Here is a 14705-nt window from a genome sequence, read left to right as displayed (position 1 = left end):
GGTGTTCGCGCAGTTCCCCGCGCCCCCGGGGGGTTGAAGGAACGGTTCTCGTCCACCGCGACCCCGGACGCGTAAGCGCACCTGCGGGCCGGTGGGGGTGTTCGCGCAGTTCCCCGCGCCCCCGGGGGGTGCAGGAACGGTTCTCGTTCACGGTGACCCTGGGCGCGTAAGCGCACCTGCGGGCCGGTGGGGGTGTTCGGGCAGTTGTCCGCGCCGCTGGGGGTGGGCGCGTCGTACGATGCACCGCGTGACGCACGACGACGCTCCGCTGCTGGCGGACCTCATGCCGTGGTCCGTCGCACCGCCTCGGGTGGGTCGGGGGTGGCCGGCGGGGCCCGATGCGGGGTCCCTGAGGGCCCGCTGGGACGCGCTGATGAAGGCCGAGGACCGGGAGGCCCTGTTCGAGGCGACCCGTGCCCGCACCCTGAACTCGGCGGTCGGGCAGCTGCCGGGGCAGTCCACCGGCACCGAGCGGCTGGCGCGGGCCGCCGGTCCCTGTGCGGAGCCGGTACGAGTCCTGCGCGCCCCCTTCGACGAACAGTGGCTGATCCCCGACCACCGGCTGATCGACGCGGCCCGGCCCGAGCTGTGGCGGGTGGTGGACGAGCGGCAGGTCTTCCTCGTCGAGACGCCCGGCGCGGTCTACGCGACCTCGGCACTGCCGCTGCTGCGCCCCGCCCGCGTCCGCCCCCTGTTCCGCCGCCCGGGCGGCGCGGAGCCGAATCTGGTGCCGGGTTTGCGGGAGCAGCTGGCGGCGCGGCTGGGCCACGTCCCGGAGCCGCTGGACGTCCTGGCCTGGATCCTGGCGGCGGCCCGGCCCGACCTGACCGTCCCGCTCACCGGGGACCCGGAGCCGTGGGCGCGCGGTGTGGAGCTGGGCCGCCGCATCCTGTGGCTGATGCGACGCGACGGCGAGCGCCCCAAACTCCCCGGCGGACGCCGCCCGTACGTCCGCGCCCCGCTGCCCACCCGCCCCCTGACCCTGCACTACGACCGCGACGAGGAGGCGCTGCACCTCGACGAGGGCCGTATCTCCCCGGTGCCGCCGGAAGCCTGGGACTTCGAGGCCGACGGGGTGCGGGTCCTGGAGCAGTGGTTCACCACGAGGACGGCGCGGGCCGAGCCGGGCACGCTGGCGGCGATCCGCCCGGCGACCTGGCCGCAGTCCTGGACGTCGGAGCTGCTGGAGCTGATCACCGTCCTGGCGCTCCTGGCGGAACTCCGGCCGCAGCGGGAGGAGTTGACGGTGACGGACCCGGTCACGGCGAGCGCGCTGCGCAAGGCGGGCGTGCTGCCGGTTCCGGAGGCCGCCCGCCGTCCGGCCTCGGTGCTGGACCACCAGGAGGAGGGGCCGGAGGGTCAGTTCACTCTGGTCTGACGAACCCGTCCAGCACCTTGTGCAACGCCGTCTCGAACACGGCCTCCAGATCGATCGGCCCCGGATCCTCCGCGAACGCCGCCGCCATCCTCGGATACGCCCCACTGGCCACCTGGCTGCCCAGGTAGGCGATCCGCGCCGCGTGCTCCTCCTCCGCGGACCACGGCAGCGCCCTGGCCCGCTCGGCGGTGGCCAGCTCGTTGCTGACGTAGGTAGTCACCACGCCGTTGAGCATGCCGAGGAGCTGCATCTTCATGCCGTACGACAGGTCCAGTGGATCCATGCAGGCCAGGCAGTGCTCCAGATAGCGCAGGGCGTTCGGGCTGAACCCGTACACCGGTGACATCAGCCGCGGCAGCCAGGGATGCCGGTGCATCAGCTCCCGCGTCCGGCGGCCCACCCGCAGCATGTCGGCCCGCCAGTCCCCGGTCGGCTCCCACAGCTCGTGCTCCCCGCTGACGGCGTCCACCATCAGCTCGTACAGGTCCTCCTTACGGGGGACGTAGTTGTACAGCGACATGGTGCCGCAGCCCAGTTCGCCGGCGACATGCCGCATCGACACCGCGTCGAGCCCTTGCGCATCGGCGATCCGCACGGCCGCCGCCGCGATGTCGGCCCGGGTGTACGCCGGCTTCGGTCCCCGTCCCGTCCGCTCGGGGCGGGACCAGATCACTTCGGGTACGGCCGCTCGGCCCGCCATCGATCATCACCTCGCCCACCATCGTAGTTACGTACACCGTACGTAGTGCGCTATGGTCGCTCCATGACTACTACGTACGGTGTACTTAGTGAAGGACTGGCGAAGCGCTTCGGGGACGTGCACGCCCTGCGGGGACTGGACCTGGCCGTCCCCCGGGGCACCGTGTGCGGGCTGCTCGGCCCGAACGGCGCGGGCAAGACCACGGCCGTCCGTCTGCTCACCACGCTGCTCCGGCCGGACGCGGGCTCGGCCCGGGTCGCGGGGCACGACCTGGTGCGGGAGGCGGCGGCCGTGCGCCGCCGGATCGCCGTGACCGGGCAGTACGCGACGGTCGACGGGGACCTCACCGGCCGGCAGAACCTGCGCCTGTTCGCCCGGCTGCACCGGCTGCCGGAGCCGGGCGGCCGTGCGGCGGAGCTGCTCGACCGCTTCGGGCTCGGCGAGGCCGCCGACCGGCCCGCGTCGACGTACTCGGGCGGTATGCGGCGCCGGCTGGACCTGGCGGCGAGCCTGGTCCGCCGCCCGGAGGTGCTCTTCCTCGACGAACCGACGACCGGCCTGGACCCGGCCTCCCGGTCCCGCGTCTGGGACGCGGTGCGCGAACTGCGCGGCGAGGGTACGACGGTCGTGCTGACCACCCAGTACCTGGAGGAGGCCGACCAGCTCGCCGACGAGATCGCCGTCGTGGACCGGGGGCGCGTCGCGCACACGGGCTCCCCCGAGCACCTCAAGGCGCTCATCGGCTCCTACGCCGAGGTGGTGGTCGCCGACCCGGAGTCCCTCGTCAGGGCCGCCGCCGTCCTCGATCGACTCACCGGATCCGAGCCGTCGTTCGACCAGGAGCGGCACGCCGTCGGCGCGGTCAGCCGCGACACCACCCTCACCCTGCCCCGCCTGGTGCGCGAACTCGACGCGGCGGGCGTGCCGCTGCTCGACGCGAGCCTGCGCCGGCCCACCCTCGACGAGGTGTTCCTGTCCCTCACGCAGGGGGTGGCGGCATGAGCGCGCTCGCGTACGACGGGACGGCCATGCTGGGGCGCCAGCTGCTGCGCGTCCGCAACAACCCGGCGCTGGTGGTCCTGACCCAGACCATGCCGATCACCATGCTGCTGTTCTTCGGCTATGTCTTCGGCAGCGCGCTGGCCATGCCCGGCGCCGAGTACCGCTCCTTCCTGGTGCCGGGCCTGCTGGTGGCGACCGCCGCCAACGGGATCATGACGGGCATGTTCCAGTCGGCCCAGGACGTCCACCGGGGCGTGACCGACCGGCTGCGCACCCTGCCGGTGAGCCGGGCGGCGGTGCCGCTCGGGCAGTCGCTGGCCGACCTGGTCGTCACGGCCGCCGGTACGGTGCCGTTCCTGCTGGTGGGGCTGGCGGTGGGCTGGCGCGTCGAGGGGTCGGCGGGCGGGGCCGTGGGCGCGGTGGCGCTGCTGCTGCTCTTCCGGTTCGCCTGCACCTGGGTCGGGGTCTTCCTCGGACTGCTGTCCCGCAGCGAGGAGGCGGCCGGTCAGCTGGGCAGCGCGACCTTCATGCTGCCGCTGCTGTCCAACGCCTACATCCCGACCGGCAACCTGCCCGGCTGGCTGCGCGCGCTCGCCGAGTGGAATCCGATCAGCGCGGTGACGACGGCCCTGCGCGACCTCTTCGGCAACGCGCCCGGCCCGGACGGCGCGGCCTGGCCGGTGGCGCATCCGATCGCCGGGTCGCTGGGGTGGTGCGCGGTGCTGATCACCGTGTTCGCACCGCTCGCGGTCCGCCGGTACGGGCGCTGAGCCACCGGCAGAGACCGGGGTCGTACTGACAAACACGGGGGTCGGGGGACATGATCCAGCTCATGCACGGACTCCCCCTGCCCCTGGAGGGCATCACCGTCGTCGCCGTCGAACAGGCCGTGGCGGCCCCCTTCGCCACCCGTCAGCTCGCCGATCTCGGCGCTCGGGTCATCAAGGTGGAGCGGATCGACGGCGGCGACTTCGCGCGCGGATACGACACGGCGGCCGCCGGGCTCGCCTCGCACTTCGTGTGGTGCAACCGCGGCAAGGAGTCCATCGCGCTGGACCTGAAGGACCCGCGCGGCCTGGACGTCGTACGGCGGCTGGTCGCGGACGCGGACGTGTTCGTGCAGAACCTGGCGCAGGGCGCGGCCGCCCGGCTGGGTCTGGACGCGGCCACGCTGTGCGCGGCGCACCCGCGGCTGATCGCCGTGGACATCTCGGGATACGGCAGTGGTGGGCCGTACGCGGACAAGCGGGCGTACGACATGCTCGTGCAGTGCGAGGCGGGGCTGGTGTCGGTGACGGGGACGCCGGAGCAGCCGGTGAAGGCGGGGATCCCGGCGGCGGACATCGCGGCGGCCATGTACGCCTTCTCCGGGGTGCTGGCGGCGCTGGTGCGGCGCGGGACGACGGGGCGGGGCGGGCCGGTGGAGATCTCCATGCTGGAGGCGCTGACCGAGTGGCTGGGACATCCGCTGCACCACACGATGCACGGGGGCACCGCCCCGGCGCGCACCGGGCTGGCGCACGCCGTGATCGCGCCCTACGACGCGTACGCCACGGCGGACGGCGGCCGGGTGCTGCTGTCGGTGCAGAACGACCGGGAGTGGCGGCGGCTGGCCGAACACGTGGTCGGCCGACCGGAGTTGGGGACGGATCCGGCGTTCGCGACGAACGCGGCACGGGTGGCGAACCGCGAACGCACGGACGAGCTGGTCGGCAGGGCGCTGGCGCTGCTCAGGGCCGTCGAGGCGCTGGCGCGGCTGGAGGAGGCGGGCATCGCGTGCGCCCGTCTGCGGGATCTGCACGAGGTGGCGGAGCATCCGCAGCTGGCGGCCCGGGAGCGGTGGCGGGAGGTGGGGACTCCGGTGGGGCCCCTGCGGGCGTTGCTGCCGCCGATCACCTTGCCGGGAGGTGCGGGGCCGCGGATGGGTGAGGTGCCCGCGCTGGGGGAGCACACCGGGGCGTTGCTGCGCGCCGTGGGGATGACGGACGGCGAGATCGCAGCACTGCGCCGGGACGGTGTGGCCGCCTGAACGCGGGCCCTCGGTGACTCAGTGCCGGTGGCCGCCGAACAGGGAGCGGCGCAGTCGGCGCAGGGGGGCGAAGAGCGAGACGCGGCGCACGCGGCTGCCCCGGTCGCTCGGCTGGTGTGTGGTGTCCCGCGCGGTCAGCTCCCGCATCAGGGACGTCGCCTCGACCGTCTCCCGCTGCGGTATGGCGGGGCCCGCCAGCACCGAGAGATGGCGGTCGAGCCGCGAACTGCTCGCGCTGCTCCCGCAGGTGATCGCAGGGACCCTCGCCCTGCTGCGCACTGTTATCTGTTCCATGTCACTCCCCACCCGTACGAGTCCACCCGGCCCGGGCAGGTTAACCCTATCGCCCCGTCGGGGCACCCGTGTATCGCGGTCACAGGATTCACCTTCCCCGCAAGGGGGTTGACGACCCGTCGTTGACTACTCTCCGAATCCAACCGATTCCAGGGCGAGTTGGACAATGGGCTGAGTGGTGGGCTGAGCTGACCCCCCGTCGGGTTCGACGGTCACAGCGAGTGACGTGGCTCTGCTGTCGAGACCGGTCGCGACCAAGGGCGTGTCGCCGTCGAGGAGCCCGAGGGAGCGCGGCGGCGCGGCGGGGCGCATGAGCCACAGCTGGTGCGCCTTGCCGCTCGGGAGATCGTCGTACCCGCTCAAGGTGATGATCGCCTCCCCCTCGGATACGGAAGCGATTACTCCGATACTTCGGCCCCGCGCGTCCCGCCCGGTGCTCGCTCGGGCGTCCGGAGCTGCGAGAACGTGGGCGATCTCACGCGCCCGGTCCCGCTCGGCGGCCAGCTCGTCCCGGGTGCGGTCGGCCTGCACGGCGAACAGCGCGGCGACGACCATCGCGGCCGCGGCGGTCGCGGTGGCGAACGGCACGAACAGGGGACGGCGCGGCCGGGGCGCACGGACGCGTCCGGGCGGCGGCTGCGTGCCCCAGACGTGGGGCGGCAGCTGGGGCGTGCGCTCACGCACCGGCGCGGCCGGCTCCTGCGGAGTGGCGCGTACGGCGGCCAGGACGCGGTCGCGCAACTCGGGCGGCGGCGGGGCGGCCGTGGACCAGGCGAGCCGGACGGCGTCCTCGGACAGCGCCCGCACCTCCTCGGAGCAGCGCTCGCAGGACCGCAGATGGCGCTCGAAGCGGAGCCGCTCTTCGGGGTCGAGGGCGTCGAGGGCGTAGGGCGCGGCCAGCGAGTGCGGGTCCTCGCGGCGCAGCCGGTCGAGCAGGCTCATGCGGCACCTCCCAGGCAGTCGCGCAGCCGCGTGAGCCCGTCGCGCATCCGCGTCTTGACGGTGCCCAGCGGCAGCTTGAGCCGCTCGGCGACCTCACGGTACGTGTAGCCGTCGTAGTAGGCGAGGGTGACCGACTGGCGCTGCAGCGCCGTCAGCCGGTCCAGACAGCGGCGCACCCACTCCCGCTCCAGGCCCGCCTCGACCTCCTCCGACACCTGGTCGAAGGCGGGGTGGTGGGCGCGCCGGGCCTCGCGTTCCTCGCGTTCGCCGGCCGCGCGGGCGCTGCGCACCCGGTCCACGGCGCGGCGGTGGGCGAGGGTCAGGATCCAGGACAGGGCGCTGCCGCGACCGGGGTCGTAGCGGCCGGCGGTGCGCCAGCACTCCAGCAGCACCTCCTGGGCCACCTCCTCCGACTGCGCCGGGTCGCGCACCACCCTCCGTACGAGCCCGAACACCGGTCCGGACACCAGGCCGTACAGCCGCTCGAACGCCCGCTGGTCGCCGCCGGCCACGCGCACCAGAAGCTCGTCCGCCTCCATGCCGTCCCCCTCTCCCCAGGGATCTCCCCACGGACACACCTCCGGTGGAGGTACGGATCGGAGGCCCGAAAACGCGGGTGGCCGGGCAGAAAGATTTTTTTGTTCTCAGACCCATCCGATCGGGTGGTCCGCTCCGTATACCCGTCCGTCAAGGCAAGTTGGCACTGAGGACGGACGGCATGACGACACCTAATTCCAGGAGCGGCGCGGGGCGCGGGAGCACGGCGGGGCGCCGGAGCGTCGCGACCCTGATCTGCGGGGCGCTGGCCACCGGGGGGCTCGCGGCCGCCGGCGTGGCCACGCTGGAACCGGGGGCGGCCTCCGCCTCCAGCCACCGCGAGGCCCCGCTGATCTCCGGAACACCGCAGTACGACAACACCGACGTGTACGCCTTCGTCAGCCCGGACAAGCCGGACACGACGACGATCATCGCGAACTGGATCCCGTTCGAGGAGCCGGCCGGCGGCCCGAACTTCTTCACGTTCGCCGAGGACGCGCGGTACGAGCTGCGCATCGACAACGACGGGGATGCCAGGGAAGACCTGCTGTTCCGGTACACCTTCAAGACGCATGTGAAGAACAAGAAGACCTTCCTGTACAACACGGGCGCGGTCGAGAGCCTGGACGACCCCGACCTGAACGTCACGCAGACGTACGACCTGGAACTGGTCAAGCTGAAGAAGGGCAAGGCCGTCCACCGGACGAAGCTGGCGGACGACGTGCCGGTGGCGCCCTCCAACGTGGGCAAGGCGTCCATGCCGGACTACGCCAAGCTGCGTGAGCAGGCGGTCTACAAGCTCTCCAACGGCGCGCAGACCTTCGCCGGGCAGGCCGACGACCCGTTCTTCCTGGACCTGCGCGTCTTCGACCTGCTGTACGGCGGGAACCTCTCCGAGGTCGGCAACGACACGCTCAAGGGCTACAACGTCAACTCCATCGCCCTTCAGGTCCCCAACGACCTGATCACCCAGTCCTCGCACCAGCCGGTCGTCGGCATCTGGTCCACCACGCAGCGGCGCACCGCGCAGGGCAACTTCACCCAGGTGTCGCGGCTGGGCAGCCCGCTGGTCAACGAGGTCGTCAACCCCATCAAGGACAAGGACAAGTTCAACGCGTCCCAGCCGAAGGACGACGCGCAGTTCCTGAAGAACGTCACCGAGCCCGAGCTGCCGAAGCTCATCGAGGCGATCTACAAGATCAAGGCTCCGGCGGAGCCGCGCAACGACCTCGTCGACGTGTTCCTGAAGGGCGTGAACGGGCTGAACCAGCCCCCGCACGTCACGCCGTCCGAGCAGCTGCGCCTGAACACCTCCATCAAGCCGGCCGCCGACCCCAAGCGGCTCGGCGTCCTCGACGGGGACAACGCGGGCTTCCCCAACGGGCGTCGGCTCACCGACGACGTGATCGACGCGGCGTTGCAGGTCGTCGAGGGTGAACTGGTGGGCGCGCCGAACGACCTCGGCGACGCGGTCGACAAGAACGACAAGGAGTTCGAGAAGAGCTTCCCGTATGTGGCCCTGCCCACCGAGGGTTCGCGTGGTCCCCTCGCGAAGGGGGTGTCGAGCGGCAACGACGTCCGCAACCAGCTGGGCGACGCGATTCGCCCCGCGGGCTCGGCCGGTGACTCCAACACGGCCCTGATCGCCACCTCCGCGGGTGCCGGTGCCGCCGGGATCCTGCTGATCGGCGGGGGGCTGATGTGGTGGCGGCGGATGCGGGGGCGGGCCTACTAAGGCCGACTGTGCCGCTACGGCCGTCGCTTCTCTGCGGGTGCGTCGTGGCTGGTCGCGCCCACGCGGCGGAGCCGCATATCGGCACAGCCCCGCGCCCCGTGACGGCGCTGCCCGACGGCACCCTGCCAACGGACCTTTTGCCCAACCGAGGAGACACATGCCCACGTGCCACGACCATGGCCCCAGCTGCGGGCAGACATGCCACCGGCGCGGGGCCCACCCGGCAACGGCCTTCCTCGGCTGGCGCAACCGCAGGCGGACGCACCCCTGGGGCGGCGCCCACCCGGCAGCGGGTCTCTTCAGCCGGCGCAGCCGCGGGCAGTCGTGCCTCCCCCAGTGCCTCAAGGGTCTGGGAGGTGCCCCCAGGGGCGGCACGGGTGGGCGCGGCGGCACCCCGCGAGTGCGGGTGAGCGGATCCGTTCGGCGGTTCGCTCAGCTGGGGTTGTGTGCGGTGCTGTTGGCGGTCGCGCTCACCGGTGGTGCGATCGCCCTCGGGGCCGCCAGTGACAGTGGGCGGGGGGCGGCCGTGCCGGCGGTGGCCACTGTCGACCCCGCTCTGCTCAGTACCGGTGATCTCAACGCCGGCATCACCTCCCTCCAGGCCCACCTCCGCACCCAGCCCAAGGACTCCACCTCCTGGGCCACCCTCGCCCTCGCCTACGTCGAACAGGCCCGCACCCAGGGCGACCCCTCCCGCTACCCGCTCGCCGAGCAGGCGCTGAAGCGCTCCCTCGCCCTGCACCCGGACAACGACCAGGCCCTGTCCGCCCACGCCGCGCTGGCCGCCGCCCGCCACGACTTCAAGTCGGCCCTGACCTACGCCGACCGGGCCCTGGAACAGAACCCCTACAGCGAACGCGCCCTGTGCTCACGTATCGACGCCCTGGTCGAACTCGGCCGGTACGACGACGCGTTGGCGGCCGCCAGAACCGCGGACACCCGCCGCCCCGGCATCCCGGTGTTCGCCCGCTACGCCTACGTGCACGAACTGCGCGGCGACACCACCACCGCCCGCCGCGTCCTCACCCAGGCCCTCACCACGGCGACCACCCCGGGCGACATCGCCTACGTGGCCACCCAGCTGGCCCAACTCTCCTGGAACCAGGGCGAGTACGAGACCGCCTTCGACCTGTACGCCCGCGCCCTGGCCGCCGACGAGAACTACCTCCCCGCCCTCGAAGGCCGAGCCCGTGCCCAGGCCGCGAACGGCCGACAGGCCGAGGCGATCCGGATGTTGGAGACCTTGGTCGCCCGCACTCCCCTGCCCGGCCCGCTCGTCGCGCTCGGCGAGCTGTACGAGGCCCGAGGGCAGGACGGCGACCAGGCGAAGGCCGCGAACCAGTACGCGCTGGTCGACGCCTGGACCGCCCTCGCCCGCACCGGCGGCGTCAACGCCGACCTGGACACCGCCCTCGCCGCGGCCGACCACGGCGACAGGGCGGAGGCCCTGCGCGCGGCCCGCGCCGAGTGGTCGCGCCGGCACACCGTGCACACCGCCGACGCCCTCGCCTGGGCCCTGCACGTCAACGGCCGCAGCGCGGAGGCCCTCCCGTACGCCCGCCAGGCCAACGCCACCGGCTACCGCAACGCCGCCTTCCTCCACCACCTGGGCGTGATCGAGGCCGCCACGGGCCACCCCGAGGACGCCCGAGCCCATCTCTCGGCCGCCCTGGAACTCAACCCCGGCTTCTCACCCCTGGCCGCCCGCACGGCCCGGACGACCCTGCAGACCCTGGAGAAGACGAACCAGTGAACCCCCGCCGCCTGCTCGCCTCCTGCGCGGCCGCGCTCACGGCCGGATGCGCGCTCGCCCTGCTGCCCGCCGCGCCGGCGAGCGCGCACCCCCTCGGCAACTTCACCGTCAACCGCTACGACGGCCTCGTGGCCGCCCCCGGCCGCCTGCTCGTCGACCACGTCGAGGACCTCGCCGAGATCCCGGCGACCCAGGCCAGGCCCGACATCGAGCGGCTGGGCCTGGACGCCTGGGCCCGGCAGCGCTGCGACACGGCCGCCACCGACAGCCGCCTCACCGTCGACGGCAGCCCCGTCGCGCTCACCGTCACCGCCGCCCGGGCCGCCGTAGGCCCCGGTCAGGCCGGTCTCGACACCCTCCGCGTGGAGTGCGGCCTCACCGCGCCGCTGCCGTCCGGCGACAGCGTCGACCTCACCTTCCGCGGCGCGGGCGCCTCCTCCGGCCCGGGTTGGCGGGAGATCACCGCGCGCGGCGACCGGATGACGCTCACCACGACCGACGTACCGACAACGTCCGTGTCGCGTGAACTCACCGACTATCCCCAGGAGTTGCTCTCCTCTCCCGCCGACACCGCGACCGCGTCCCTGCGGGTGCGGCCCGGCGGCCCGGCGCTCGCCGAGGACGAACGGACGGAAGCGCCCGCGGCGTCCGTCCTGCCGCGCGGCGCCGACCGGTGGACCCGGGCGCTGGACAGCCTGGTCGCCCGTCAGGACCTGACGATCGGTTTCGCCGCCCTGGCCCTGGTCCTCGCGGTCGCGCTCGGGGCGATGCACGCGCTCGCACCGGGCCACGGCAAGACCCTGATGGCCGCGACCGCCGCCGCCCGGGGCGGCAGGGCCCGCCTGCGGGACGTCCTGCCCCTGGCCGCGTCGGTGACGGTCACCCACACCCTCGGCGTGGTCGCCCTCGGCCTCCTGGTCACCGCCGGTTCGGCCGCGGCCCCCTCGGTGATCGCCTGGCTGGGCCTGGCCAGCGGCGCCCTGGTGATGCTGGCGGGCGCCACCCTCCTACGACGCGCCGTGCGCGCCCGGCGCGCGGCGCGGGTACACGGCCATGTGCACCACCCTGCGCCCGTCAAAGCCCCCGAGCGCCGCCTCGCCCTCGTCGGCGCGCCCGCGCACCACCACGATCACGATCATCCCCACGATCACGACCACCACCATCACGACGGCCACGGCCACCCGCAGACCCACACCCACACCCACACCCACGGCGGCGTGACACACTCCCACCCCGTCGCTCCCACCGTGCGCGGCACGATCCTGCTCGGCTTCGCCGGGGGGCTCGTGCCCAGCCCCTCCGCCGTCGTCGTGCTGGTCGGCGCCGCCGCGCTCGGGCACGCCTGGTTCGGGCTGCTGCTGGTCGTGGCGTACGGCGTCGGGCTCGCCCTCAGCCTCACCGCGGCCGGCTTCGCGGTGGTCCGGCTGGGGTCGGGGGTGACCCGGGTGCTGGACCGGCGCCCGCGCTGGAGCGCGCACCCCGCGGTCACTGCCGTGCGCCGGGCCGCGCCCCTGTGGTCGGCGCTGGTCGTCGTGGTCCTCGGCGCCGGACTGGTGTTCAAGGGGGCGGCATCCGTACTCGGCTGAGCTACTTTGGGGAGATATCGCGCGGAGTGCGAAGAGGGGGCGGCCGTGTCCGAGGAAGCGGGCAGTGAGCGTCTGATCGCGGGGCGGTACCGCCTGCTGTCCGCGCTCGGCCAGGGCGGCATGGGCACGGTGTGGCGGGCCCGGGACGAGGTGCTGCACCGTGAGGTCGCCGTCAAGGAGGTGCGCGCGCCGGCCGGACTGCCCTCGACGGAGGTCGAGCGGATGTACGCCCGGCTGGAGCGCGAGGCGTGGGCGGCGGCCAGGGTGGCGCACCGCAATGTGGTGACGGTGTACGACGTGGCCACGCAGGACGGCCGGCCCTGGATCGTGATGGAGCTGGTCCGCGGGATCTCGCTGGCCGAGCTGCTGGACGCGGAGGGGCCGGTCACCCCGCAGCGCGCCGCGCACATCGGCGCGGAGGTGCTGGCCGCCCTGCGCGCCGCGCACGACGCCGGGGTGCTGCACCGGGACGTGAAGCCGGCCAATGTGCTGATGGCGAACGACGGGCGGGTGGTGCTCACCGACTTCGGCATCGCCCGGGTCGAGGGCAGCTCGGCGCTGACGATGACCGGCGAGGTCATCGGTTCCCCCGAGTTCCTGGCACCGGAGCGGGCGCTGGGCCGCCGGCCGGGTCCCGAGTCGGACCTGTGGTCGCTGGGCGTGCTGCTGTACGCGGCCGTCGAGGGCAACTCGCCGTTCCGCCAGAACACTCCGCTGAGCACCCTGCGCGCGATCGTCGAAGAGGAGCTGCCCGCGCCGCACCGGGCCGGTCCGCTCACCCCCGTGATCGAGGGGCTGCTGCGCAAGGATCCCGCCGACCGGCTGCCCGCCGAGCGGGCCGAGCAGGAGCTGCGGATCGTCGCGGCTGGGGGCGCACCCTCCGGGGGAGGGACCCCGCAGGCCGGGACCGTGCATGCGGCACCGCCGCCCTATCCGCCGACGGCCGCCACCGAGCCGCTGCGCCAGGAGCCGCCGACCCCGCCCCGGCCGTACTCCGCGGCCGCCACCCAGCCCTCCTTGGCGACGGCCACCGCCCCGCGCCGCGACCGGCGCACCGCCACCGTTCTGATCATCGGAGCCGTCGTGCTCGCCCTGGCGGTGGCGGGACTGACGTACGGCCTGCTGAACCGCGACGGCGACGGCGGCGGTGGAGCCGGTGCGGCGGACAGTGAGGGCCCCGCGACGCAGGTGAGTTCGTCCGCGTCGCCGACCCCGACCGGCGGCGAGACCTCCGGGGAGCCGAGCCCCTCCCCCAGCGACAGCCCGACGACGGCCACTCCGCCGCAGTCCGTGTCGGTGACCGTCACCGGCGCGCACACCGACTACTCGGGCACCTGTCCGCCGCCCGACGAGCAGGCGCCCGCCTTCACGGCGACGTTCACGGTGGGCCGGCTGCCGGCGGAGGTCACCTACCGCTGGGTGACCAGGGACGGGGACGTGATGGACCCCGGCTGGAAGACGCTGAGTTTCCCGGCGGGTGGCGGGCGGACGAAGCAGGACCGGGTGTTCGTGACGACGTACGCCGAGAGCGGGACGTATCAGAACGCGCTGGAAGTGGAGGTGCGTGAACCCCGGCGCGGGACCTCGAACTCGGTGCCGTTCTCGGTGACCTGCGTGACGGAGACCCCGACGGACGGGGCCTCCTCCCCTTCTCCCTCCGACTCGGTCAGTCCTCAGGGACTGTCGGGGCTGTCCTAGTCGTTCCTAGTCGTTGGCGTTGAGCACCGGGAGATAGCCGCCCGACTGGCCGTTCGCGGTCGGGTGGTAGGACTCGCCGATGTTGAACCAGTTGACGCTGTGCAGCCAGGAGCTGCCGGAGCAGATCTCATGGCCGGTGAAGGCGGACCGGACGTCGCCCCAGACGAAGCCATGGGCGGCGGCCCGTTTGGCGATCGCCGCGGCCAGGTGGTCCGAAGCGTCGTTGATGGCCTTGCGCTTGGTCTCGGACAGGCCGACGCAGGTCGTGCCGAGCTTGTAGAAGCGGGGGTAACCCAGCACGACGACCCGGGCGTTGGGTGCTCTGCTGCTGATCGCGTCGTAGACGGTGTCGAGCTTGCCGGGCAGCGTCGAGTCGACGTACGCGCGGGCGGTGTTGATGCGGGAGATGCAGGTGCTGTCGGAGCTGGTCACGCAGGTGGTCATGACGTCGGCGAAGCCGGCGTCGTTGCCGCCGATGCTGATCGAGACGAGGCCGGTGGACGAGTTGAGGCCGCCGAGCTGGTTCGCCAGAACATCACCCGTTCGAGCGCCCGAGCAGGCCGCGAAAGTGAACGACGAGGGGGAGTGGGCGGCGTTCCACAGGTAGGGGTACGCCTTCGTGCTGCGCTTGCAGTCGCCGCTGGAGCTGATGTAGCTGCCCGCGCCGACGCCGGACGAGTAGGAGTCGCCGAGGGCCACATAGCCGCCGGTTGCGGCGAGTGGGGACGCCTGCGCCGTCGCGGCCCCGGTGAGGGCGGTGCCGGCGGCGAGGAGGACTGAGCTGACGAATGCCGCGATTCGGGAACGTCTCATGGAACCTCCCTTTAGCAGGATCTCTGCCACAACTGTCGTAGCAACTACGCGTGTTGACGGGAAGTGTCCATGCCAAGACTTTCAGGGCATCCACACATCTGTTCCTGTGGGTCGCCTGTGCGTTCTGTTACGCGTTCATGACAAGTTTGTTGACGGCAGCTCAACTCTCTTGATCTACCCACGTAGACGGCCGACTCTTTACTCCAGCCCCAAGCGGAACGCGACGCTTCGGGGCCGT

At 73.0% G+C, this 14705-nt stretch carries 13 protein-coding genes; 8 read left to right on the top strand and 5 right to left on the bottom strand.

The annotated features are described in order from the left end of the window. Nucleotides 1-238 precede the first annotated feature (238 nt). Nucleotides 239-1378 carry a type ISP restriction/modification enzyme gene (locus ACH5AC_RS17830; RefSeq protein WP_398862796.1) on the top strand — a complete coding sequence of 380 codons (1140 nt, stop codon included), beginning with the start codon at nt 239-241 and terminating at the stop codon, nt 1376-1378. Here ACH5AC_RS17830 and ACH5AC_RS17825 read toward each other — a convergent pair. Continuing rightward, the gene (locus ACH5AC_RS17825; RefSeq protein ID WP_398862795.1) at nt 1365-2078 is read right to left on the bottom strand and encodes a TetR/AcrR family transcriptional regulator; all 714 of its coding nucleotides are present in this window, start codon (nt 2076-2078) and stop codon (nt 1365-1367) included. The genes ACH5AC_RS17830 and ACH5AC_RS17825 overlap by 14 nt on opposite strands. Nucleotides 2079-2141: 63 nt before the next feature. Here ACH5AC_RS17825 and ACH5AC_RS17820 point away from each other — a divergent pair, with 63 nt between their 5' ends. The 3 genes from ACH5AC_RS17820 to ACH5AC_RS17810 all read left to right on the top strand — a co-directional run bounded on the left by ACH5AC_RS17820 (nt 2142) and on the right by ACH5AC_RS17810 (nt 5109). Continuing rightward, entirely contained in the window at nt 2142-3080 is a 939-nt protein-coding gene (locus ACH5AC_RS17820; protein ID WP_398862794.1) for an ATP-binding cassette domain-containing protein, read from the top strand. Further along, entirely contained in the window at nt 3077-3850 is a 774-nt protein-coding gene (locus ACH5AC_RS17815; protein ID WP_398862792.1) for an ABC transporter permease, read from the top strand. The genes ACH5AC_RS17820 and ACH5AC_RS17815 overlap by 4 nt, the downstream gene beginning before the upstream one ends. Before the next feature lie 62 nt (nt 3851-3912). Beyond that, the gene (locus ACH5AC_RS17810; protein WP_398862791.1) at nt 3913-5109 is read left to right on the top strand and encodes a CaiB/BaiF CoA transferase family protein; all 1197 of its coding nucleotides are present in this window, start codon (nt 3913-3915) and stop codon (nt 5107-5109) included. An 18-nt stretch (nt 5110-5127) separates the two neighbouring features. On the opposite strand, the gene ACH5AC_RS17805 is transcribed toward ACH5AC_RS17810, so the two are convergent. From ACH5AC_RS17805 to ACH5AC_RS17795, 3 genes are all read right to left on the bottom strand, one after another. Continuing rightward, nucleotides 5128-5403 (bottom strand): hypothetical protein, encoded by a 276-nt coding sequence (locus ACH5AC_RS17805; protein WP_398862790.1) that lies wholly within the window; start codon nt 5401-5403, stop codon nt 5128-5130. 126 nt (nt 5404-5529) lie between these two features. Continuing rightward, nucleotides 5530-6345: an anti-sigma factor domain-containing protein gene (locus ACH5AC_RS17800; protein ID WP_398862789.1), complete on the bottom strand. Its 816-nt coding sequence runs from the start codon at nt 6343-6345 to the stop codon at nt 5530-5532. Beyond that, nucleotides 6342-6884 (bottom strand): sigma-70 family RNA polymerase sigma factor, encoded by a 543-nt coding sequence (locus ACH5AC_RS17795; RefSeq protein ID WP_398862788.1) that lies wholly within the window; start codon nt 6882-6884, stop codon nt 6342-6344. Before ACH5AC_RS17795 ends, ACH5AC_RS17800 begins: the two co-directional genes overlap by 4 nt. A gap of 179 nt (nt 6885-7063) precedes the next feature. On the opposite strand from ACH5AC_RS17795, the gene ACH5AC_RS17790 reads away from it, so the two are divergent. The 4 genes from ACH5AC_RS17790 to ACH5AC_RS17775 all read left to right on the top strand — a co-directional run bounded on the left by ACH5AC_RS17790 (nt 7064) and on the right by ACH5AC_RS17775 (nt 13654). After that, nucleotides 7064-8617 carry a DUF4331 domain-containing protein gene (locus ACH5AC_RS17790; RefSeq protein ID WP_398862787.1) on the top strand — a complete coding sequence of 518 codons (1554 nt, stop codon included), beginning with the start codon at nt 7064-7066 and terminating at the stop codon, nt 8615-8617. 406 nt (nt 8618-9023) lie between these two features. Further along, entirely contained in the window at nt 9024-10370 is a 1347-nt protein-coding gene (locus ACH5AC_RS17785) for a tetratricopeptide repeat protein (protein WP_398862786.1), read from the top strand. After that, the gene (locus ACH5AC_RS17780; RefSeq protein WP_398862785.1) at nt 10367-11956 is read left to right on the top strand and encodes a nickel transporter; all 1590 of its coding nucleotides are present in this window, start codon (nt 10367-10369) and stop codon (nt 11954-11956) included. Before ACH5AC_RS17785 ends, ACH5AC_RS17780 begins: the two co-directional genes overlap by 4 nt. Before the next feature lie 45 nt (nt 11957-12001). Continuing rightward, entirely contained in the window at nt 12002-13654 is a 1653-nt protein-coding gene (locus tag ACH5AC_RS17775) for a serine/threonine-protein kinase (RefSeq protein WP_398862784.1), read from the top strand. A 6-nt stretch (nt 13655-13660) separates the two neighbouring features. On the opposite strand, the gene ACH5AC_RS17770 is transcribed toward ACH5AC_RS17775, so the two are convergent. Further along, nucleotides 13661-14467 carry an SGNH/GDSL hydrolase family protein gene (locus ACH5AC_RS17770; protein WP_398862783.1) on the bottom strand — a complete coding sequence of 269 codons (807 nt, stop codon included), beginning with the start codon at nt 14465-14467 and terminating at the stop codon, nt 13661-13663. Nucleotides 14468-14705 lie beyond the last annotated feature (238 nt).

The sequence above is a fragment of the Streptomyces sp. NPDC018693 genome (assembly GCF_044391385.1).
Classification (GTDB): domain Bacteria; phylum Actinomycetota; class Actinomycetes; order Streptomycetales; family Streptomycetaceae; genus Streptomyces.
The sequence above is the reverse complement of the archived record's forward strand: the minus strand, read 5'-3'. Positions and strand labels throughout refer to the sequence as shown.

Bases quoted from the DNA above. Each gene is read 5' to 3' on its own strand.
- ACH5AC_RS17830 (WP_398862796.1), top strand. From the start codon at position 239: ATGCACCGCGTGACGCACGACGACGCTCCGCTGCTGGCGGACCTCATG.
- ACH5AC_RS17825 (WP_398862795.1), bottom strand. From the start codon at position 2,078: ATGGCGGGCCGAGCGGCCGTACCCGAAGTGATCTGGTCCCGCCCCGAG.
- ACH5AC_RS17820 (WP_398862794.1), top strand. From the start codon at position 2,142: ATGACTACTACGTACGGTGTACTTAGTGAAGGACTGGCGAAGCGCTTC.
- ACH5AC_RS17815 (WP_398862792.1), top strand. From the start codon at position 3,077: ATGAGCGCGCTCGCGTACGACGGGACGGCCATGCTGGGGCGCCAGCTG.
- ACH5AC_RS17810 (WP_398862791.1), top strand. From the start codon at position 3,913: ATGCACGGACTCCCCCTGCCCCTGGAGGGCATCACCGTCGTCGCCGTC.
- ACH5AC_RS17805 (WP_398862790.1), bottom strand. From the start codon at position 5,403: ATGGAACAGATAACAGTGCGCAGCAGGGCGAGGGTCCCTGCGATCACC.
- ACH5AC_RS17800 (WP_398862789.1), bottom strand. From the start codon at position 6,345: ATGAGCCTGCTCGACCGGCTGCGCCGCGAGGACCCGCACTCGCTGGCC.
- ACH5AC_RS17795 (WP_398862788.1), bottom strand. From the start codon at position 6,884: ATGGAGGCGGACGAGCTTCTGGTGCGCGTGGCCGGCGGCGACCAGCGG.
- ACH5AC_RS17790 (WP_398862787.1), top strand. From the start codon at position 7,064: ATGACGACACCTAATTCCAGGAGCGGCGCGGGGCGCGGGAGCACGGCG.
- ACH5AC_RS17770 (WP_398862783.1), bottom strand. From the start codon at position 14,467: ATGAGACGTTCCCGAATCGCGGCATTCGTCAGCTCAGTCCTCCTCGCC.